The 19,474-nt window shown below is 72.3% G+C and carries 18 protein-coding genes, 1 tRNA gene and 1 pseudogene; 7 read left to right on the forward strand and 13 right to left on the reverse strand.

Going from position 1 to position 19,474, the window contains the following annotated elements; all coding sequences use genetic code 11:
* Nucleotides 1–2: 2 nt before the first annotated feature.
* The gene (locus B6R96_RS22515) at nucleotides 3–989 is read right to left on the reverse strand and encodes a helix-turn-helix transcriptional regulator (protein WP_053171724.1); all 987 of its coding nucleotides are present in this window, start codon (nucleotides 987–989) and stop codon (nucleotides 3–5) included.
* 264 nt (nucleotides 990–1,253) lie between these two features.
* On the opposite strand from B6R96_RS22515, the gene B6R96_RS22520 reads away from it, so the two are divergent.
* From B6R96_RS22520 to B6R96_RS22535, 4 genes are all read left to right on the forward strand, one after another.
* A complete protein-coding gene (locus tag B6R96_RS22520; RefSeq protein ID WP_081523432.1) occupies nucleotides 1,254–1,436 on the forward strand; it encodes a hypothetical protein in 183 nt (60 codons plus the stop codon).
* A gap of 5 nt (nucleotides 1,437–1,441) precedes the next feature.
* Nucleotides 1,442–1,717 (forward strand): hypothetical protein, encoded by a 276-nt coding sequence (locus B6R96_RS22525; RefSeq protein WP_081523434.1) that lies wholly within the window; start codon nucleotides 1,442–1,444, stop codon nucleotides 1,715–1,717.
* Nucleotides 1,718–1,738: 21 nt separating this feature from the next.
* Complete coding sequence (locus B6R96_RS22530; RefSeq protein ID WP_081523435.1) at nucleotides 1,739–2,944, forward strand: peptidase S1 and S6; 1,206 nt, start codon at nucleotides 1,739–1,741, stop codon at nucleotides 2,942–2,944.
* Between the two features lie 104 nt (nucleotides 2,945–3,048).
* The gene (locus tag B6R96_RS22535) at nucleotides 3,049–4,359 is read left to right on the forward strand and encodes a tachylectin-related carbohydrate-binding protein (protein WP_053171717.1); all 1,311 of its coding nucleotides are present in this window, start codon (nucleotides 3,049–3,051) and stop codon (nucleotides 4,357–4,359) included.
* 54 nt (nucleotides 4,360–4,413) lie between these two features.
* On the opposite strand, the gene B6R96_RS22540 is transcribed toward B6R96_RS22535, so the two are convergent.
* Complete coding sequence (locus tag B6R96_RS22540; protein WP_081523437.1) at nucleotides 4,414–5,151, reverse strand: ALF repeat-containing protein; 738 nt, start codon at nucleotides 5,149–5,151, stop codon at nucleotides 4,414–4,416.
* Nucleotides 5,152–5,281: 130 nt separating this feature from the next.
* Nucleotides 5,282–7,153: a putative bifunctional diguanylate cyclase/phosphodiesterase gene (locus B6R96_RS22545; protein WP_199829410.1), complete on the reverse strand. Its 1,872-nt coding sequence runs from the start codon at nucleotides 7,151–7,153 to the stop codon at nucleotides 5,282–5,284.
* Nucleotides 7,154–7,499: 346 nt separating this feature from the next.
* Here B6R96_RS22545 and B6R96_RS22550 point away from each other — a divergent pair, with 346 nt between their 5' ends.
* On the forward strand, nucleotides 7,500–8,735 hold the full coding sequence (locus B6R96_RS22550) for a M6 family metalloprotease domain-containing protein (RefSeq protein WP_199829409.1): 1,236 nt from the start codon (nucleotides 7,500–7,502) through the stop codon (nucleotides 8,733–8,735).
* Nucleotides 8,736–8,800: 65 nt separating this feature from the next.
* Here the strand turns inward: B6R96_RS22550 and B6R96_RS22555 are convergent.
* The 6 genes and pseudogenes from B6R96_RS22555 to B6R96_RS22580 all read right to left on the reverse strand — a co-directional run bounded on the left by B6R96_RS22555 (nucleotide 8,801) and on the right by B6R96_RS22580 (nucleotide 12,763).
* Nucleotides 8,801–8,874: transfer RNA gene (locus B6R96_RS22555), tRNA-Lys, on the reverse strand.
* A pseudogene (locus B6R96_RS22560) lies at nucleotides 8,865–9,456 on the reverse strand (bifunctional DNA primase/polymerase). The gene B6R96_RS22555 and the pseudogene B6R96_RS22560 overlap by 10 nt, the downstream one beginning before the upstream one ends.
* Before the next feature lie 96 nt (nucleotides 9,457–9,552).
* Nucleotides 9,553–10,671, reverse strand: a complete 1,119-nt coding sequence (locus B6R96_RS22565) for a CU044_5270 family protein (protein WP_081523438.1) — start codon at nucleotides 10,669–10,671, stop codon at nucleotides 9,553–9,555.
* Nucleotides 10,668–11,297 carry an RNA polymerase sigma factor gene (locus B6R96_RS22570; RefSeq protein WP_237291490.1) on the reverse strand — a complete coding sequence of 210 codons (630 nt, stop codon included), beginning with the start codon at nucleotides 11,295–11,297 and terminating at the stop codon, nucleotides 10,668–10,670. Before B6R96_RS22570 ends, B6R96_RS22565 begins: the two co-directional genes overlap by 4 nt.
* 82 nt (nucleotides 11,298–11,379) lie before the next feature.
* Entirely contained in the window at nucleotides 11,380–11,727 is a 348-nt protein-coding gene (locus tag B6R96_RS22575; protein WP_030388577.1) for a hypothetical protein, read from the reverse strand.
* 232 nt (nucleotides 11,728–11,959) lie between these two features.
* Nucleotides 11,960–12,763, reverse strand: coding sequence for an SDR family NAD(P)-dependent oxidoreductase (locus B6R96_RS22580; RefSeq protein ID WP_081523441.1), 804 nt, complete (start codon nucleotides 12,761–12,763; stop codon nucleotides 11,960–11,962).
* A gap of 118 nt (nucleotides 12,764–12,881) precedes the next feature.
* On the opposite strand from B6R96_RS22580, the gene B6R96_RS22585 reads away from it, so the two are divergent.
* Complete coding sequence (locus tag B6R96_RS22585; RefSeq protein ID WP_081523443.1) at nucleotides 12,882–13,478, forward strand: TetR/AcrR family transcriptional regulator; 597 nt, start codon at nucleotides 12,882–12,884, stop codon at nucleotides 13,476–13,478.
* Nucleotides 13,479–13,545: 67 nt separating this feature from the next.
* On the opposite strand, the gene B6R96_RS22590 is transcribed toward B6R96_RS22585, so the two are convergent.
* From B6R96_RS22590 to B6R96_RS22605, 4 genes are all read right to left on the reverse strand, one after another.
* Nucleotides 13,546–14,115, reverse strand: a complete 570-nt coding sequence (locus B6R96_RS22590; protein WP_053704772.1) for an NADPH-dependent FMN reductase — start codon at nucleotides 14,113–14,115, stop codon at nucleotides 13,546–13,548.
* A gap of 142 nt (nucleotides 14,116–14,257) precedes the next feature.
* Nucleotides 14,258–15,598, reverse strand: coding sequence for an AAA domain-containing protein (locus B6R96_RS22595; protein WP_053171697.1), 1,341 nt, complete (start codon nucleotides 15,596–15,598; stop codon nucleotides 14,258–14,260).
* Nucleotides 15,595–17,178 (reverse strand): hypothetical protein, encoded by a 1,584-nt coding sequence (locus tag B6R96_RS22600; protein WP_081523445.1) that lies wholly within the window; start codon nucleotides 17,176–17,178, stop codon nucleotides 15,595–15,597. Before B6R96_RS22600 ends, B6R96_RS22595 begins: the two co-directional genes overlap by 4 nt.
* Entirely contained in the window at nucleotides 17,166–18,359 is a 1,194-nt protein-coding gene (locus tag B6R96_RS22605; protein WP_107475565.1) for a hypothetical protein, read from the reverse strand. The genes B6R96_RS22600 and B6R96_RS22605 overlap by 13 nt, the downstream gene beginning before the upstream one ends.
* Nucleotides 18,360–18,469: 110 nt before the next feature.
* Between B6R96_RS22605 and B6R96_RS22610 the strand changes: the two genes are divergently transcribed.
* Nucleotides 18,470–19,063 carry a histidine phosphatase family protein gene (locus B6R96_RS22610; protein WP_081523448.1) on the forward strand — a complete coding sequence of 198 codons (594 nt, stop codon included), beginning with the start codon at nucleotides 18,470–18,472 and terminating at the stop codon, nucleotides 19,061–19,063.
* Nucleotides 19,064–19,474: the final 411 nt, after the last annotated feature.

Consider the following 19,474-nt stretch of genomic DNA (forward strand, 5'->3'; position numbering starts at 1 on the left):
CCTCAGAGCCAGCCCTGCTGGGCGGCCTTGAGGCCGGCCTCGAAGCGGCTCGTCGCGTGGAGGCGTTCCATGAGGGCGGCCATCTGGCGCCTGACGGTACGCAGCGACACCCCGAGGCGTTTGCCGGCGGCCTCGTCCGTCATGCCCGAGGCGAGGAGCTTCAGCAGTTCGAGCTCGGTCGCGGTGGGGCGGGTGTCGGTCGGGCGGGGCCGGTCCGCTCCCAGTGGTACGGCGGAGTTCCACGTCTGCTCGAACAGGGTGGCCAGGGAAGCCACGATCCCGGGCGCGCTGGTGCACAGCGCGCCCAGCCGGGAGTGGTCGGGGTCGATCGGGACCACCGCCACCGTCCGGTCGAATATCAGGAGGCGGGGCGGCAGGAGCGGGCTGGTCCGCACCTGGCCGCCCTGTTCCGTCAGCCAACGGGCGTAGGCCAGCGTCGTCGGATCGTTGCGCGCGCTGTCCTGGTAGACCGACCGCATCTCGATGCCGCGGGCCAGTGCGCGCCGGTCGAGCGGCCGGGAGGCCTCCAGGCTCGCTTCGGACAGTGCGCCGCCCGGCAGGATCGCCAGGCATTCCCGGGTCAGTCCGTGGGCGAGCTGCTCCAGCCGGCTCTGGATGGCGTCCATGCCCACGAGCCGTTCCGCGCCGTCGACCTCGGTGTTCGGGCTGAGTTCCGCGAACTCGGAGACCACCTGCGCCGCGGCCGCCTTGCTGCGGGCCAGCTCCTGCTGCTGTCGGGCCAGCTCCTCCTCCTGGCGGCGCAGCAGCAGCTCCAGGCCCAGTTCGGGTCGCACCGCACGCAACCCGCCCGGGCAGTCCCGCGACGGTCTGAGCAGGTCGAGGTCGACGAGCCGGTCCAGGCTCTCGCGGACCCGGGTCTCGGTGAGGCCGAGTCGGGCGCTCAGCTCGGCGATCCCTCCCGATGGGTCGGCCAGCATGCCCCGGTACACGGCTTCCACGTCCGCCCCGAGACCCAGCGTTTGCAGCATCTCCCAGCCCCCCAGCTGTAGTTGGGTCGCCCCCCGCGAGCGCCGCCTTCGCGATCGTAGGCGAAATCTGTCACCAAGGTGCCTGGCCCGTTGGTGACAGCCGGAACCTCTTCTGCGCCCGGCCCGGGGGCAGCAACATGGTGATCACCGGGACGGCGGGGACGAGAGTCCCCGACTCAGGCCAGAGCCGCAAGGACGATCCGGACCAGCGCGCAGCACACCGCACCGAACGCATCGCTTCCGAGCCTGTGACCTGGGGGAACCATGTCCCGTACCACCCGCTTCGCCGCTGTCGCCGCCGTCCTCACCGCCCTGTGCGCCGGCGCCTTCACCACCGCCCCGGCGGTCGTCCCCGACGGGAGCCACCACGTCAGTGCCTCCGTCGACGGCAGCATCAACTGGGACACGGCGCCGGAGTCCGCCCGGGACAGCATCAACTGGGACTAGCGGGCATGCGCGTCATCCGAGCGTCCCTGTCGGGGCCTTGTGACGATCCGGACCGGGAGGGCGCGCTCGCGCTCGTCTCCGATCTGATCTGGGCCCACACTCCCGCCGTGCATGGACTGGAGCACCTGCGGACCCGAGCCGCCGACGACGGCGTGCACGTCTACCTCTTCCTGAGGGCCGCCTCCGAGGCCGCGGCCCTCACCCAGGCCCGCGCCATCCTCGACGGCGCCCGTGTCCCGCTGCGGGCGCACGGCTACCGCACCGCCGGCCCGTACCCCTGAACGTTCCCCGAGGAGAACGCATTGACCACCACCCTCCGTCAGGCTGCCCGCAAGAGCGCGGTCGCCGCCCTCTCCGCCGCCATCGGAGCCGGACTGCTCACCGCCGCGTCCGTCGCCACCGCGCCGACCGCGCAGGCCGCGACCACCTGCAGCGGGACCGCGTCGATCTACGGCATCCTCCCCGACGGCCGGCTCACCTTCAGCAGCATCACCCCGGCCACCGGGCAGTTGAAGAAGGTGCACGTCGGAGTCGACCTGGGGTTCGAGCCGAAGGCGATGGCCACCCTCAACTTCAACACCGTGCTGGTGACATCGACGACGGGAGCGCTCTACCGCGTCGACGTCCGCACCAACAACGAGTCCCTCGTCCTGGAGCGCCCGCCCGTCAAGATCTTCGACAGCGGCTGGACCCACGACAAGCTCACCTACGACGGCCACGGCCACCTGTACGGCACGGCCGGCGGGCTCCTCCTCCAGTACCTGGTCTCTCAGCCCAAGCCGACCGGCTCGGCGCACATCGGGCAGCGCAAGGAGATCGGTACCGGCTTCGTCCTGAAGACCCTCACGGCCGTCGGCGACGACCGGCTGCTCGCCACCACGTCGGCCGGCGCGCTCTACTCCTACAAGATCGGCAGCGACGGCAGCTGGGACCGCGACGACCTCAAGAGCACCGGCTGGTCCGGCTTCGACCAGGTCGTATCGCCCGGCGGGGGCCTCTACTACGGCCGGATCGAAACCACGGGAGCCATGTACTGGTACAAGGACGCCAATCCGGCCGACGGCAGCGGCGCCGACATCGCCCACCACAACGACACCCCCGTCAACACGGGCGGCTGGACGCAGGAGCTGCTCTCCGCCCAGCCGGCGACCTTCAGCTGCACCACCGCCGCGGACCCGCTCGACGGCAAGGACATCCCCGCCGTGAAAACGGCCGGCCGCGACCTGATGAACAAGCACGACGGCGGCGCCTGGAACAGCTCCACCCAGTGGAACTGCCTGGAGCAGCTGTGGGACAAGGAGAGCGGCTGGCGCTACTGGGCCGACAACCCGAACTCCACGGCGTACGGCATCCCCCAGGCCCTGCCCGGTTCCAAGATGGATGCCTTCGGCGATGACTGGCGCACCAATCCGGTCACCCAGATCAAGTGGGGCCTGTCCTACATCGACGGCCAGTACGGCACGCCCTGCGGCGCCTGGACCCACTTCCTGAACAACAACTGGTACTGAGCGGCCCCCGAGTCACGCCCGCTCTCCCGCTCTCCCGCTCTCTCCCCCTCACTTCCCCGGCCCGACGCGCGTACGTCAGGGCTGCCCAGAATCCGGAGACACCCATGTTCCCGTCGTCCCTCAAGCGCCGCCTCGCCGCCACCCTGGCCGTCTCTGCCACGACCCTCGGCATGGTCACCGTCGCCTCGGCACCGGCCCAGGCCGCCGCGGTCTGCGGCGGCGACGTCTCGATCTACGGCACCCTCGCCGACGGCCGCCTCACCTACACGGCGATATCCCCCAACACCGGCGACCGGGTGAAGACCCTGATCGGCTCGAACCTCGGCTTCACGCCGAAGGCGATGGCCACGCTCAACTTCAACACCGTCCTCGTGACGTCGACGGCCGGCGAGCTGTACCGCGTCGACATCCAGACCAACGACAGCGCGCTGGCCCTGGCCGGAGTCACCAAGATCTGGGACAGCGGCTGGACCTTCGACAAGCTGACCTACGACGGCGCCGGCCACCTCTACGGCACGGTCGCCGGCGAGCTGCACCGCTACAACGTCTCCCAGGCCAAGCCCAGCGGTCCGGCCCACATCGCCAAGCACGCGGTGATCGACACGGGATTCGTCCTCAAGACGCTCGCCGCGGCGGGCGACGACGTCCTGATCGCCAGCACCGCCGACGGCAGGCTGCTCTCGTACCAGATCAACGGTGTCGGGGACTGGGAGAGTTCGCAGCTCAAGAGCTCCGGCTGGTCGGCTGTCGACAACCTGGTCTCGCCCGGCGGCGGCCTCTACTACGGCCGGACGAACGGGGGGATGTACTGGTACCACGACGCCGACCCCACCGACGGCAAGGGCGACGACATCGCCTACCACCCCGCCGATCCGGTCGATGCGAGCGGCTGGACGCAGACCCTGCTCTCCGCCTTCGCCAACGACTGCACCTACCGGCCGCCGGCGCCCCCGACCCCCACGCCCTCCACCAAGGGCGGGCAGATCGCCCGCAGCGAGATCATGAGCCGCGCCGCGAACTGGCTGAGCCGTGACGTCCCGTACAACCAGGGTGCGTACGCCTCCGACCCGGACGGCGACCACACCTACCGCACCGACTGCTCCGGCTTCGTCTCCATGGTCTGGCACGCCGGTACCAGCTACACGACGCAGAGCCTGCCGGGCGTCACCGCCACCATCTCCAAGTCCGACCTGCAGCCCGGCGACGCGCTGAACACCCTGGACGGGCACGTGGTGCTCTTCGAGAAGTGGGTCGACAAGGCCGCCGGGAAGTTCTCGTACATCCACGAGGCCAACACGAACGACGACATGATGCGCGGTCAGGACTACCTCAACGGCGGCAGTGACGGCCGTATCGCGGGTCACGCCGCCTCGGGCTACGTCGCACTGCGCTACGACAAGGTCGTCAGCGGCTAGGGAGTGTCCTGTGGATCAGGCCGGACCGCCGACGGGCGGTCCGGCCTCCTCGTGTCAGAACTGGTACTGGCCGACCGTGATGAAGTGGCGCAGCACCTCCGGGGTGCCGTCGTCCAGTACGCGCTGGCACTCCGCGTACAGCGCGGCGCTGATGCCCGGGCGGGCGAGGATGGTGGCGACGGCGACGCGGTCGTCCTCCGCCTGGGCGAGCCGCAGACCGGTGGCGAGGAAGGCGGCGCGGTCGGCCGGGGTGCCGTCCAGGGCCTTGTTGGCCTCGCGGGTCACGCCCTTGCCCGGCTTGGTGAACAGGATCCGCAGGATCGCGACCTTGTTGTCGTCGTCCTGGGCCTTGGCGAGGCCGGTGGCGAGGAAGGCGGCGCGGTCGGCCGGGGTGCCGTCCAGGGCCTTGTTGGCCTCGCGGGTCACGCCCTTGCCCGGCTTGGTGAACAGGATCCGCAGGATCGCGACCTTGTTGTCGTCGTCCTGGGCCTTGGCCAGACCCGTCTTCAGGAAGGTGCGCACGTCCTCGGTGGTGCCGGCCAGGGCCTCGTGGGCGGCACCGGTCACGCCCTTGCCCGGGTTGGCGGCCAGGATCCGGGTGACCTCGGCGCGCAGCTCGGCGTCCGACATGGTGTCGTACGGAGACTCCCCCGCCGTCAGCGCCGCCACCTTCGAGGGCGCGGTGGCGGGCGCGGCGGCGGACGGGCCGGCGGCGAGGGCCGGGGTGGCGAGGAGCAGGGCCGGGGCCAGGGCGCCGACGGTCAGGGCGAGCGCGGAACGGGTGAGCTTCATGCTGGTTTCCCCCCAGGAATCACGGAAGTCGGTCAAAGCCTTTCGCTCGATGATCGTTTCAGGGGGCGCTTGGGCTGTCCAACGCCCATACCGCGTCAAATTGCCCGCCGAACAGCTAAGTGGAATAACGCTAGAGGCGGTTCTCCGCACCCGGTCGGGTGCCGATCATCTCGGCGATCCGCTCCGGGGCGACGGCCCGCGAGTAGAGCCAGCCCTGGCCCGTGTCGCAGCCCACGCGGCGCAGCCGTGCGGCCTGCCCGGCGGTCTCCACGCACTCGGCGGTGACCGTCAGGCCCAGCCGGTGCGCGAGCTGGACCAGCGCCTCGACGATGGTCTCGTCGGCCGGATTCGGGTGGGTGCCCTCCTCGTAGCGGAATCCGCGCACGAAGGAGCCGTCCAGTTTCAGAACTGATACAGGGAGCCTGCTGAGGTAGGCGAGGTTCGAGTAGCCGGTGCCGAAGTCGTCGATCGCGATCCGCACGCCCATGTCGCTGAGCGCCTGAAGGGCTTGGAGGGGGCGCCCGGCCGAGCCCATCACCGCCGACTCGGTCAGCTCCAGTTGGAGCAGCTGCGGGGCGAGGCCCGTCTCGGCCAGGATCTCCGCGACGTCCGCCACGAGGTCCGAGTCCCAGACCTGCCGGACGGCGACGTTCACGGATACGAAGACCGGGGCGTCACTGGGCTGTTCGATCTGCCAGCGGCGGGCCTGCCGGCAAGCGGTCCGCAGGACCCACTGTCCCAACTGGACGATGGAGCCGTCCTCTTCGGCGATCCCGATGAACCGATTCGGCGTGAGTGTGCCGAATTGCGGGTGGTTCCAGCGCACCAGGGCCTCGACGCCGCGCACCGCGCCGCTCTCCAGGTCCACCAGCGGCTGGTACTCCAGCTCGAACTCGTCCCGCTCCACGGCCGGTCGGAGCGTCGAGGAGAGTGCCTGGCGGGTCATGCGGTGGGCGTTGCGCTCGGGGTCGAACAGCGTCCAGCGGGCCTTGCCGTCCGCCTTGGCCCAGTACAGGGTCGTGTCGGCGGCCTGCATCAGGCCGGTCGCCGTGGTGCCGGCCGCCGCCCGCTCCACGACCCCGATCGAGGCGGAGACGGACAGCCGCTGCCCGGCCAGGTCGAAGGGCTCCTGTACGGCGGCCAGGACGCTGCGTGCCAGGTCCGCGAGCTGTTCGGTACCGGTGGAGTCCTCGACGAGCAGGGCGAACTCGTCGCCGCCGAGGCGGGCGACCAGGTGCCCGCCGGTGCGCCCGTAGCCGGACTGGTCGGCGCACTGGGTGAGTCGGGCGGCGACGGCGGTGAGCAGCCGGTCGCCGACCCGGTGGCCGAGGGTGTCGTTGACGGCCTTGAACCCGTCCAGGTCCAGGTAGCACAGCCCGATCCGGCCGGTGCCGCCGCCGTGCTCGTACGAGGCGGCCTCCAGGGCGGCGGAGAGCCGCTCGAAGAAGAGGGCGCGGTTGGGCAGGCGCGTGACCGGGTCGTGCATCTGGAGGTGGCGCAGGCGGGCCTGGAGGTCACGGCGGTCGCTGATGTCGGCCACCGACAGCAGGACGTCCCCGGTGCCGGGGACGGGTCCGAGGGTGACCTCGGTCCAGAGCGAGTGCCCGTCGGGGTGTTTGAGGCGGCGGGTGCAGCGCAGCCGGGCCTGGCGCCCGCGGAGCACCTCCTGGTACGCGGCCCAGGTGCGGGCCTCCGCGGCCAGGTCCACCAGGTCGGCGGCGCACCGGTGGACGAGGGCGCGGGGCTCACTGCCGAGCAGCCCGGCGAAGGCCTGGTTGGCGGCGACGACGTAGCCCTCGCGGTCCACGACGGCCATGGCGAGGTGGGCCGCGTTGAAGGCGGCCCGGTAGTCGCGCAGGTCGGACTCGGCGCGGTGCGGCGCCGCCGGGGCGGCCCGGGTGGCCGATGCCGACGGCACTGCCGGCACTGCCGGGTGACGCTCCGTAATGGCCGATCGGATGCTGTCGGCCGCCGAACCGGTTCCTTCTGAGGTTCCGCTCACCGTTGGCTCCCGCAGTGTTCGTGAGTGTCCGCGCAGGAAAGTGTGCCGATCATAGAGGCTGCCGGGAGGCCCTATCCAGCGGCGCCACCGGTTGAGACGGGTCAGTTCGGTGTGATGACGGATCGCGGGCCGAAGACCGGGCGATCGTTTCTGCGCGGCTCTGAGCATGCGGATGCTTCTGCTGATCTCAGGTGATCGGTCGTGACGTTCTGTAGGCAGGGGCGTGAAGTTCGAGGGTCACCGGCTTGACGTATTGCTCACTCGTGTGGGGCAGCGGAACAGGGCATTAGTAAGACAATCGCCTCAAGGTGGATGAACAGGCACGAATCCACCACCGGAGGTCGATGTGGCGCGACAGCAGACACCCGGGGGAGTGGAACGCTCCCGCATCCGAAGTACCGCCGCGGCGCTCACTTCCCTGACGGCGCTGGCAGCTATGTCGCTCGTCGCCGGACCCGCGGTGGCCGACTCCGGAGCCGGACCCTGCGCGCTGACCCGCACCACGGCGCACCACTCCCTCGGCCTGGACACCTGGAACGGCGCCTACCCCAAGCCCGAGCGCACGCTCGACGCGGTCATGGTCTTCCTCTCCTTCCCCGACCACCGCAGCGCCCTGACGACCGACGAGATCGTCGGCGACTACTTCCCCGCCACCAGCGACTTCTTCCAGCAGGCCTCGTACGGGCGGTTCCGGCTGGTCCCGCACCCGCAGAAGCAGTGGATCCAAATGCCCAGGCCGTCCACCGCGTACGGCATAAAGCGCGACTGGGCCGCCGGGGACCGGGCGGCCTACCTGCGGGACGCGGTCGCCACCGCCGACGCGCAGGTGGACTTCCGCAAGTACGACGTCGTGTACTTCGTGGCCGACCCGGACGCGCCCGGGGTGGACTCCGACGCCACGAAGGTCGTCAACTTCGAGCACCCGATCGTCGCGGACGGCACGGAACTGCGGCGGATCGTCACCGTCTTCGAGCGCCACCCGCCGGACCGCAACGTCCTGGCCCACGAGACCGGGCACGTCTTCGATCTGCCCGACCTCTACCACCGGCCCACGGACGGCAAGGGCGACTGGGACACCTACGTCGGGGACTGGGACGTCATGGGCAGCCAGTTCGGCATGTCCCCGGACCTCTTCGCCTGGCACAAGTGGAAGCTGGGCTGGCTGGACGCGTCCCAGGTGGACTGCGTGCAGTCGGGCTCCTCGCTGCACACCCTCCAGCCGCTGGCCGAGGCCCCGCCGAGCGGCGGGACCGGCGGGACCCGGCTCGCGGTGATCCGTACGGGCCCCGGCAGCGCGATCGCCGTCGAGGCGCGGGGCTCCGCCGGCAACGACGGGGACACCTGCACGGAGGGCGTCCTGGTCTACCGGGTCCGCAACGAGGCGGCGTCGGGCGGCGGCCCCATCGAGGTGCTGGACGCACACCCGTCGACGGAGGCGTGCTGGGACCGCTCGGTGTACCCGCCGCTGGCGGACGCGCCCATGGAGGTGGGCGAGACGTACACCGTGCCGGGGGAGCGGATCACCATCGAGGTGGCGGACCGCACCCGGTCCGGCGCCTACACGGTGAAGATCACGACCTGACGGCCGGGCGACACCGCCGGACGACGAAGAAGGCCCCCACTCGCGTGGAGGCCTTCTTCCGTCTGTGCGCCGCCAGGGACTCGAACCCCGGACCCGCTGATTAAGAGTCAGCTGCTCTAACCAACTGAGCTAGCGGCGCTTGCTGACGAGGAAGACATTAGCAGGAGGATCCGCGGAACGAAAAATCGATATCCCCAGGTCCGGTCGGTGCCTGGGTACGGGCCGCCCGGACGAAGGCCCAGAGCAGGGCCTCGGGCCCGGGCAGCCAGGGCTCGCGCGCGTCGGGCGCCACGAGCCACCGGGAGGGGCCGGGTGCGGCGGCCAGCGGCGGCACGGTGACGGCGTCCCCGCGGCCGTGGCAGAGCGGCGCCGGGGCGGTACGGGAACCTCCCCATTCCTCCCACGCCAGCAGGGCGGGCAGCCGCTGCGCGGTACCGGGGGCGGCGAAGAGCAGCATCCGGCCGCGGTGCACGGCGACCGGCCCGGATCCGGGCCCCTCGGACCGCAGCAGGTCCAGGACGCGGCGCCCGAGGACGAGGGGGACGTTGACGACGTCGAAGGGGTCCCCGCAGGGCAGCGTGGCGGGGAGTGCGGGACGCGCCTGCCACACCGCGAGGGTGCGCCGGGGGTGGGCGGCCGCCGAGGCGAGCCAGGCGGCGCCCTGCGGGGTGACGTGGGTGGCGGGAGCGGGGAGCGCGGGTGCCGTCGTCAGCGTCGTCATATGCCAGGTGTACCCGCCGTAGCGATATGAATGCCCCGAGTTACCGAAAACCGGGACGCGGCGGGTGCCCCTGGAGTATGTTGCGCCGACGCCGAGTCAGCCCGCCGGGATCTCCTTCATCCGGTCGACGACCGTGCGCGTCGTGATGGCGCTGGTGAAGATGACCGTGCCGGGCTTGATCAGGCCCTGCTCGCCGGACTCGCCCTGCACCTGGACGCTGCGCTCGCCGAGGAACGCGAGGGTCTGCCGGTCGAAGATCCACTCCTCGCGCACGCCCGAGGAGTCGTCGAGCCGGGCGACCGCGATGCCGCTGCGGCCCGCGGCGTCGACCGCCTCGTCCACCGTCACCACGCCGGGGATCTTCGCCGCCGCCTTGTAGAGCGCGGCCGTGAGCTCGGCCGGCGGGTAGCTGGAGCGCAGCAGGTCGCCGATCGTGGTGAAGGCCTCCTGGTCGGGGCCGTGGCCCATGCCCTTGGTCTCCTCGTAGATCCGCCGGAGCAGCACGTCGGGGTCGGTGGGCAGCGCCGCGAGGTAGTCGTAGCTGGGTGCGTTGAGGTACGGCGCCACGGCCTGACCGTTGACGACGCGCCGGTCCAGGGACACGCCCTTCGGTCCGGTGTTGCCGGGCTCGATCAGCCAGCCCTTGGCGCCGTCGGGGGAGTTCCACTCGTGGCGCATGTGCAGCTGCTGGCTGACCAGCGTGCTCTTGTCGTCGACGGTCTTCACGTAGGTGGTGGCCGTCTTGCTGCCGATGTAGATGAACTGGTCCGGGCGCACCGCCGGGCCGGAGCCCGTGGCCGAGGACGCCAGGGAGATGCGGTCCAGGAGCTGCGTCGCGCCCTTGGGGTCGGCGGTGCCGATACGGGTGGTCAGCGCCGGGCCCGTGGCGATCGTCGAGCCGTACCCGTCCGCGGCGCCCCGGTCCACGTACGAGAAGAAGCCGACGGCGAGCGCGCCGGCCAGGGCGAAGCCCGCGACGGGCACGAGGAACGAGCGGCGCAGGAACGGGTTGCGGGAGCTCCTGGCGCGGGAGCCGGTGCGGGCGGGGCCCGTGGCGGTGGTGTCGGCGGCGCGGAGGTCTTCGTGGATCTGGGCCATCAGTCGCTCCTTGTGGAACTGGTGGCGGCCCGCGGGCAGTTCCCGTTCGGCGAACGGCAGGAGCGGAGAGCTCTCCTCCTGGCCGGCCGGGCGGGGGCGGGAAAGGTCGGCGTTCATCGGGTTCCTTCCTGTGCGGACCGGACCGCTTTCGTGCGGTCGCCATGTGTCTGTCGGGGGCGAGCCGCGAGTTCCCGTCTGCTCTTCTTCAGTTCCGCGTCGGCGAGTTTGCGCAGCTTCGAACGGGCCCGTGACAGCCGCGAGCGCACGGTCCCGACCGGGATGCCGAGGACCCGGGCGGCCTCGGCGTACTCCAGGCCCTCGCACAGGCACAGCAGGAGGACCTCGCGCTCGGGTCCGCGCAGGGCGCTCAACTGCGCCAGCGTGGCCGCGATCTGCTGCCGGTCGTCCAGCCGGCCCGCCACCTCGTCGGCGTGGTCGGGCGCGGACGCGGCGCCGGCCGCCGCCGTGGCGGCGGCAGCGGCGGCCCGGTAGCGCCGGTTGCTGCGGCAGTGGTTGCGGGCGAGGTTGGTGGCGATCCCCAGGAGCCAGGGCCGCAGCGAACCGCCCTCGGCGTCGACCGTGGCGCGCAGCCGCCATGCCTCCAGGAAGACCGCCGACATGACGTCCTCGGCGGAGGCCCAGTCCCCGGTCATCCGGAAGGCATGGTTGTAGACGGTGCGGGCGTAGCTGTCGAACAGCTCCGCATAGGCGTCCGGATCCCCGGACCGCACCCGGGTACGCATTTCTGTTGTCACTCCTGTCGGCTGTCCGGCACCCACGAGCGGGTTCCCGTGACCTGCGTCACGTCCGCCGTGGGGCGACCCCTCAGGTGAGGTCGGTGCCGGTGCCGCGTTGGAGGGTCTCGCCGAACTCGATCATCTTGCGGGCGTAGTCCTCGGTCCACTCCGCCTGCTCGGCGATGAGCGCCGGCGTCAGGCGGTCGAACCTCCGGGGGTCCGCCAGCTGGGCCGCCGCCAGGGCCTGGAACTCCACCGCCCGCTCCTGCGCGGCCCGGAAGGCCAGCGTCAGCTCGGTCGCACGGGCCAGCAGTTCACGCGGGTCCTCGATCGACTCCAGGTCGAAGAAGTGCTCCGGGTCCGCCACGGCCTCCGAGGGCTCGAAGAGCAGAGGCGCCGGCCGCAGCCGCCGCTCGGTCCGCTCGGGCTCTGCCATGCGTGTCCTCCTGCTGCGCGTGCGAAGTGATTCCGGGCCACCGTCCATTGTCCAACGCCACGCAAGACCCCTGCGCGACGGGCCGGAACACCTGTACGAGCGATGGGGCGGGGGAGCAGGACGGGAGGCCCGCGGGGCGGGGGGGTCGAGCGGACGATCGACCGGCGCCCGGATCCGCACCCGTGGGAGGCACCCCGGCACCGTGCGCCGGGGTGGTGCTCCGGGTGTCGCGCTACGCGCCGCGGGGGGCGGACATCCGGTCCACCATCCGCACGACCGTGCGGCGGCTCGCGAACCGTCCGGCGAAGGCCATGGCCCGGTTCAGGCCCCCGGAGATCACGCTCGGCGGCGGGTTCTTGCGGTCCAGCGCCTTCAGCGCGGTGCGCACGACCTCCTCGGAGGTCTGCATCCGCGTGCCGCCCGTGGCGTCCTGCGTGCCGACCACGTCGAAGAACTCCGTCTTCGTCGCGCCGGGCGACAGGGCCAGGACGCGCAGCCCGGTGCCCCGGTTCTCCTGCCAGAGGGCCTCGGTGAAGCTGAGGACGAAGGCCTTGGTGGCGGCGTACACGGCCATGTTCGGGACGGGCTGGTAGGCGGCCATGCTGGCGACGTTCACCAGTACGCCCTCGCCCTGGGCGCGCAGCCGCCCGATGAACGCGCGGCTGATGTCGACGACGGCCATCACGTCGAGGGCCACTTCCTGACGGAGGCGCTGCGGGTCTTCCTCGTGGAAGCGGCCGTAGGTGCCGAAGCCGGCGTTGTTGACGACGCCGGTGACCTTGATGCCGCGCCGGTCGACCTCGGCGGCCAGCAGCTCCCCCGACCCGTCGACGGCCAGGTCCATGGTGATCGTCTCCACCGCGACGCCGTGGGCCGCGGAGAGCTGCCCGGCGAGTTCCTTCAGGCGGTCCTCGCGGCGGGCGACGAGCACGAGGTCGGAGCCCCGCGCGGCGATCTGACGGGCGAACTCGGCGCCCAGGCCCGAGCTGGCGCCGGTGATCAGGGTGGTCCTGCCTCGGTAGTCGACCGCGTTCACAGTGGCTCCTCGCACATGGGATGACGGACACCTTCGAGCATCACTGTATGCCCGCCTGGCAGTCACTGCCAACCGGACAGTAAGGGACAGATGGGCGGTTCGCCTATATGCTGGCCGAATGGGGACCACCGCAACGCAGCAGAGCCTGTGGGACCGCTCCCGGCAGGCCGTGGTCGCGAGCATCTTCGACACGGCCATGCGGCTCTTCGCCGAACAGGGCTACGAGGCCACGACGATCGCGCAGATCGCCAAGGAAGCGGGCATCTCCCAGCGGTCGCTGTTCCGGTACTTCGGTACCAAGGAGGACATCGTCTGCGGCGAGCAGGAGGAACACGGCGAACTGCTCCGCGCGGCGGTGGAGGCCCAGCCCGCCGCCGCCACCCCGTGGCAGGCCCTGCGGGCCGGCTTCGAGGCGCTCATGGACGCCCACGGCAGCCCCGAACAGCTGCTGGAGATCACCTCGCTGATCTTCGGCACGCCGTCGCTGCGCGCCCGCTACTTCCAGAAGCGGCTGCGCTGGCAGGAACTGGTCCTGCCCGCCGTCACGGCCCGCATGGCCGCGGGGGAGGGCCCGGTCTCCGAGGTCCGCGCCGCGGCGGTCGTCGCGACCGTCTTCGCCTGCGTGGACGCCGCCACCGAAGCCTGGGTCCGCAGCGGCGGCCGCACCGACCTGGCGTCCCTCTACGACGAGGCACTGGCCGCCGTACGGGGCTGAGCCAACGGCAAAGGGCGCCCGCGCAGTTCCCCGGCGGAGTTCCCCGCGGACGCCCTCGAAGCGGAGGTCAGACCGTGACGGCCTGCGCGGCGCGCTGCGCCGCCAGCTCGGCCACGTCGTCCAGGACCCCGGCGAGTTCGCCCGCGAGCGCCTCCGGAGCCAGGAAGCCCTCGGGACCGACCAGCTTGGGGATGCCCGGGATCGCGACCGAGCGCTCGGCGGGCAGCATGCCGAGCCGGGTGAGGACGGGCAGCAGCATCTGCGCGGCCGGGACACCGCCCGTGGGGCCCGCGCTGTAGCTGACGATGCCGACCGGCTTGCCCTTCCACTCGTTGTAGAGGAAGTCGATCGCATTCTTGAACGGGGCCGTGAAACCGCCGTTGTACATCGGCAGGACGAAGACGAAGGCGTCCGCCGAGTCGACCAGGGCGCTCCAGTCACGGGTGTGCTGATGCGCGTAATGGCCGGTGGAGGCGTACTCGGGCTCGTCCAGGAACGGCAGGGCGATCTCGGCGAGGTCGACGGGAGTGACCTCGAAGCCACCCCGCTCGCGGGCCTGCTCGATGACCCAGCGGGCGAGCGGGCGCCCCGACGAAGTGGGGCGGGTGGCAGCGGAGATGACGTGCAGGCGGGTCATGATGAACGCTTCCGATCCATGCGGCTGTTGATGTGTCATCTATAGCAACCGGCACGGCGGACCCACCGAAGCGGACCACAACACCCCCTGCGTGCCGACCCGTCGGCCCACCCGCCGGCGGGCCGGATCGGCCCCGACCCGTTCAGGGACGCCACGACACCCGGTGCTCGGCCAGATGGGCCAGGACCGAATGGTTCGCCTCCCAGCCGTCCGGGAACTTCACCGTCACACCCAGCTGGACCGGCTCCGTCGACGGGTGGTCGTCCAGCAGCTCCGCAATCCCCGCCCGGGCCACCACCACACACGCATGCCGGTGCCGCGACGCCAGCACGCACAGCCGGCCCGTCTCCAGATGGAACGCCGTCGCGTCCGGCCGCCCCGACAGCGGATGCAGCACCACCGTCAGGTCGTACTCGCGGCCCTGCAGCCGGTTCGCCGTGTCCACCGTGACCCCCGCGACCCCCAACGCGGCCAGCGCCGCACGCACCGCGGCCGCCTGGTCCCGGTGCGCCGTGCCCACCGCGATCCGGTCCGCCGTCAGCGGAGCCGGGGCCGGGGACTGCTCGTCGGAGGTCACCGCCCCCCGGTCCAGAGCCCGGCGCACCACCAGGGCCACCGCCCGGACCGCCTCCGGATCCGTCCGCGGAGTGTGCCGGGCGGGCAGCTCCAGCAGGCCCCAGCCCGCCTCGGCCGCCTCGTCCAGGACCCGGTCCGGGCCCGACCCGTCCGAGGGCACCCCGTACGACAGCCGCCGCTCGCCCGGGCCCGTACCGCTGCGGAACTGCGTGTACGGGTAGAAGGCACGGGAGACCAGCGGCGCGGCCGACGCCGGAAGCCGCCAGGACACCGGCAGCCGGTGCTGCGGCAGTTGAGGGTTGTGCGCGAGCAGGGTGCTCACCGCCGACGAAGAAGGGTCGTAGGACAGGCCCGCCCACTGCTCCGCGCCGACCACACTGAACGGGTCCAGCTGCCCCGGGTCGCCCACGAACAGCGCCCGCTCGAACAACCCCGCCACGGCCAGCAGCGCATCCGAACGCATCTGGTACGCCTCGTCGACGATGGCGTGCTCCCAAGGCTCCACATCCTTGACGAACGCCCACTTCGCCGCAGTGGAAATGGTGATCGGCAGCTCCGCCAGGTCCTTCGGCTTGGCCGACAGCGTCACCGACGGCAGCTCGCGCAACGCCGGATCGTAGGCGTCGCCCTCGCTGCTGTGCAGCCGGCCCACCTTCAGCCCGGGATCCTTGTCGGCGAGGCGCAGCACCAGGTCGTCGACCTGCGCGTTGGTCTGCGCGACCACCATCAGCCGGCGCCCGGCCGCAGCCAGCTCCCGGGCCGCCCGGACCACGAGCGTGGACTTGCCGGCGCCGGGCGGGGAGTCGACGACCACCCCCCGCTCCGTCCCGTGCAGGGTGTCGGCCAGGATCGCGGCGGTCGCCCGGGCCGCCGCGGCACCCGGGTCGAAGGAAGCGGTCGTGGTCACAGCAGGTCCTCGTCGGTCACGGAATCGGGCAGGGGGAGGACGGCCGCGCTCCCGGGCGGGCCGCCATGGGTCCACGGGGTCTGCTCGGGCTCCGGGAGCTTCGGGCCGCCGCGCGCGTCGTGCTCGAACAGCGTCCAGCAGAGCTGATCACCCTTCTCCGGGACCGACCCCGGCTCCGGGTCCCGGCCGCGGCCCATCTTGTCGAGGAGCCGCAGCACCAGCCGCCCGTCCTCCTCGAAGCGGACGAACTGCGCGCTCTGCGGGCGCCCGTCCAGCGAACGGAACACCTTCCCGCCGCCCTCCTCCGAAAGCTGCGGCCGGTCCTCCGTCACCACGGTCACCAGCGGGCGCGGGCTCGGCCGCTTCGACTCCGTCCACTCCATCACCACCTCGGTGACCTCACCGGCGAAGGCCTCGCCCGCGAACCGCCGGCCCGCCATCACCAGCGGGTCGTCCAAGGCCTCCTGGGCATCGAGCCGCACCTGCTCCGTCTCCCGCGTCGCCAGCTTCTGGGCCGCCGTCACCGCGTCGTCGCGGCGCGGCTGCGGCGGCTCACCCGCCCGAACGCGGTCCCGATGACCGGTGTACGACCAGCGGTCGCGCGTCCAGCGCTCCTCCGCACGCTCACCCGGCGGCAGCGCCCGCAACAGGTCGATCGCCTCCCACGTCCTCCACCACGTGCCCGACAGCTGGGAAGCAACCAGCCGGTGCACCTCCTGCTCGGCCTCCCGGACCCGGCGGTCGTCGCCCCCGGCACCGGCAGCCGACGCCGCGCGCGCGGCGTCGTACCGGGCGATCGCCGGAGCCAGCAGCTTGTTGTCGAACGCAGGGTCGGTGGCCGGACCGGCGGGCGGGCACACCAGCTGGCCGTCCTTGTCCCGGCCCAGCTCCGCCCGGTCGGCGGCCTCGGCGCCCGAAAGGCCCTCGGGCGGATCGATCCAGCCCAACAGGGCGCCCAGGTGCTGGTCCTCCAGGTTGCTCTGGCCGGTGGCCCAGTGCCGCGACAGCAGGTCGGTGGCCGACAGCAGCATCGAGGAACCGGGCACCCGGGACCGCTCGGCGAGATGGGTGAACCAGCGCCCGAGCATCGGCACCTGCGAAGGTGCCGGATACGGATTGTCCGGGTCCTCCTCGGCGGTGCGCCGGAACCGCATCGAGCGGCCGAGCAGCCGTACGTACTCGATGCCCGCCCGGCTCGGCACGATCAACTGTGGCGCGTCCACGCACAACTCGGTCTCGACCTTGACCCGCTTGCCCGTCTCCGGGTCGGTCTCGCTGCGCTCGGCCGGCTCCACGACATCCGCGTACGCGTCGATGTGGGCCAGCACCTGGACCGCCAGGTCCGCGAGGAACGCCCAGCGCCGGTCGCGGTCGCGCGGCTGGGGTATCACGAACACCTGCGGCGCGTGCCGGTCGGTACCGACCATGGCGCCGAGCGGCGCGCCCGCCTCACCGGCGGTGGTCAGCGGCACGAGGACCATCGGGTGCTCGCTCAGATGGCGGTGCCGCACGGTCGCGAGCGGCTGGGCGCGGCCCGCGCGCACCGCCTCCAGCCGGGCCAGCGTGCTCAGCAGGGACATGCGGGGGTCTCCGGAAGGTGGTGCGGCGGACGGGCGGCGGCCGCGTCCAGGGCCTCGGCGCGCAGCCGGGCGGCGCGGTGCAGCGCGACGGCGGTCGGATCCTCGGCGCAGCCGGCCCCGGCGGCCGCCGCGAGGGCCGCCTCGACGGTGGTCAGCGCGCCCAGCTCACCCCGCACGGACCGGCCCAGCGCGGTCACCCCGTCAGCGGCGCGGGCCCGGTCACGGCAGTGGAAGGCCAGCTCGCAGGCGGCCAGGCACTCGGGGGCGTACGCGGCGTCCACCGCGGACACCGCCTCGACGAGCTCCTCGGTGGTCCGGGTCGCCGGATCGAAACAGAGGCCCTCCGGCAGCGCGGCCGCCAGCACCTCGACACGGGTCAGCCGGTCCAGCTGGCGGCGGGTCACCGAGCGCTCGCGGCGGATGTCGACAGGGGCGGCGGTCGGCAGGTTCGAGAAGTCCTTCGGACAGACCAGCAGCACGGTGTGCCCCACCTCGGCGCCGGGCAGCTTCTCGGCGGTCCTCTCCAGCGCCAAGACGTAGACGGCGGCCTGCCGGGCGGCAGCGCCCACCTTCGCGGCATCCGCGACGCCGTCGATCATCGGGAACGACTTGATCTCCACGACGGTCCAGCGGCCGTCGGGATGCACGACGACGGCGTCCGGCTCCAGGTAGGCGGGGGAACCAGCCACCTCCAGGGCGAGCATCGGGTGGTCCAGCAGCGTCCAGGCCCCGCTCTCGCGGGCGGCGGCAGTCGCCTCGCGCAGCGCCAGCGCCGTCCGGGCGGCACGGCCCTCCGGCCCGGCCGCGGCCAGGTCGGGGACCAGGGCGCCGGCCCCGGGGGACCCGGGGGGCTCGGCGGCGGGCGCCAGATGCGCGTGGACCAGCCGCAGCAGCTCCGCCCCACCGTCACCCTTGACCTTGGCCTCGAAGGAATTCCCGCGGACTATGGCGAACTGCGACTGCCCGAAGGAGGCCGGGGAACCGAGCGCCGTGGCAAGGGCGGTCTTGTCCACACCGGCACCGTCGAGCAGGGCGCGTCTGCCACAGCCGGGATTCGCGGCCAGGGCCGCGAGCGCCCGGGCATCGAGCGGACGGGGCGGCACGGCAGGGCCGCGCAGACCGGCGAGCCGCTGCCGCAGCGTCGTCGGCTGCGCGGGGCTGCTGGGCGGGTAGGAGCTCACCCGCGGAAGTGTCCCATCCGCCACTGACAATCGTGGACGTAGCGCGGAAACCGGCCGTCGAAGCAGGTGATGGATGATGTACGGACCTCGAACGAACCGGGAGAATTCACATGGCCCCCCGCATCCTGCTGGCCCGTCACGGCCAGACGGCGTGGTCCCAGCTCGGCAAGCACACGGGACGCACGGACGTACCGATGCTGGAAGAGGGCAGGCAGGGCGCGAAACTGCTCGGCGAGCGGCTGGCCCGTGACCCGTGGCGGGGACTGCCCGGCGTGGAGGTCCGCACCAGCCCGCTGCTGCGCGCGAGCGAAAGCTGCGACCTGGCCGGCTTCGGAGCCAGGGCCGAGCCGTGGGACGCGCTCATGGAATGGGACTACGGCGACTACGAGGGCATGACCCCGGCCGAGATCCAGGCGGTCCGGCCGGGCTGGCTGATCTGGCGCGACGGGGTCCCGGGCGGTGAGTCCGTGGCGGACGTCGCGGCCCGCGCGGACGAGGTCGTCGCGTGGGCCCGCGCGGCGGAGCGCGACGTCCTGGTCTTCGCGCACGGCCACATCCTGCGGACGCTGGCGGCGCGCTGGCTGGGCTTCGAAGCGGCCTTCGGGGCGCGGATCCGTCTCGAGCCGACCTCCCTGTCGGTCCTGGGCTGGGCGTACGGCGCGCCGGCCCTGGAACGCTGGAACGACACCGGTCACCTGGCGTAGCCCTTGCGGCGGTGTGCCGGGTGCCCTGCGGGCGGCTCGGCGGTGTCCGGCTTGCGGTGGTGTGCCGGGCTCTGCCCGGACCCGCGCCTCAATCGCCAGCGAGGCTGAGTAGTGCGGGCCCGTGCCTTCGTGAGCGGCGTTGCTGAGTGGTGCGGGCATGTCGGCCTGGGCCGGTGCGCGGGGCCGGGCCGGGGTGTCTCCTCGGCTCGGCGCGCGCGGGCATGTCTCGGCCGTACCCGGTGGTCGCGCCTCGTCCTGCGGGGACACCCCGCCCCGTCCCCACTCCCCTCCGCCGACACACCCCCGGGAAAGCCCTACCCCCCAATCGGGTCCCGCGTACAGCCGAAGCCTGCCGTGGGGCGGGGACACGCAGGAGGGTCCCCGCAGGACGAGGCGCGACCACCGCCGCAC

This window comes from Streptomyces sp. Sge12 (genome assembly GCF_002080455.1).
Classification (GTDB): Bacteria; Actinomycetota; Actinomycetes; order Streptomycetales; family Streptomycetaceae; genus Streptomyces.

Excerpts from the sequence above, each read along its gene's own strand:
- B6R96_RS22515 (WP_053171724.1), bottom strand. The coding sequence starts at position 989 with ATGCTGCAAACGCTGGGTCTCGGGGCGGACGTGGAAGCCGTGTACCGG.
- B6R96_RS22565 (WP_081523438.1), bottom strand. The coding sequence starts at position 10,671 with ATGAACGCCGACCTTTCCCGCCCCCGCCCGGCCGGCCAGGAGGAGAGC.
- B6R96_RS22570 (WP_237291490.1), bottom strand. The coding sequence starts at position 11,297 with ATGCGTACCCGGGTGCGGTCCGGGGATCCGGACGCCTATGCGGAGCTG.
- B6R96_RS22590 (WP_053704772.1), bottom strand. The coding sequence starts at position 14,115 with ATGACCCGCCTGCACGTCATCTCCGCTGCCACCCGCCCCACTTCGTCG.
- B6R96_RS22600 (WP_081523445.1), bottom strand. The coding sequence starts at position 17,178 with ATGTCCCTGCTGAGCACGCTGGCCCGGCTGGAGGCGGTGCGCGCGGGC.
- B6R96_RS22525 (WP_081523434.1), top strand. The coding sequence starts at position 1,442 with ATGCGCGTCATCCGAGCGTCCCTGTCGGGGCCTTGTGACGATCCGGAC.
- B6R96_RS22540 (WP_081523437.1), bottom strand. The coding sequence starts at position 5,151 with ATGAAGCTCACCCGTTCCGCGCTCGCCCTGACCGTCGGCGCCCTGGCC.
- B6R96_RS22535 (WP_053171717.1), top strand. The coding sequence starts at position 3,049 with ATGTTCCCGTCGTCCCTCAAGCGCCGCCTCGCCGCCACCCTGGCCGTC.
- B6R96_RS22575 (WP_030388577.1), bottom strand. The coding sequence starts at position 11,727 with ATGGCAGAGCCCGAGCGGACCGAGCGGCGGCTGCGGCCGGCGCCTCTG.
- B6R96_RS22610 (WP_081523448.1), top strand. The coding sequence starts at position 18,470 with ATGGCCCCCCGCATCCTGCTGGCCCGTCACGGCCAGACGGCGTGGTCC.
- B6R96_RS22520 (WP_081523432.1), top strand. The coding sequence starts at position 1,254 with ATGTCCCGTACCACCCGCTTCGCCGCTGTCGCCGCCGTCCTCACCGCC.
- B6R96_RS22585 (WP_081523443.1), top strand. The coding sequence starts at position 12,882 with ATGGGGACCACCGCAACGCAGCAGAGCCTGTGGGACCGCTCCCGGCAG.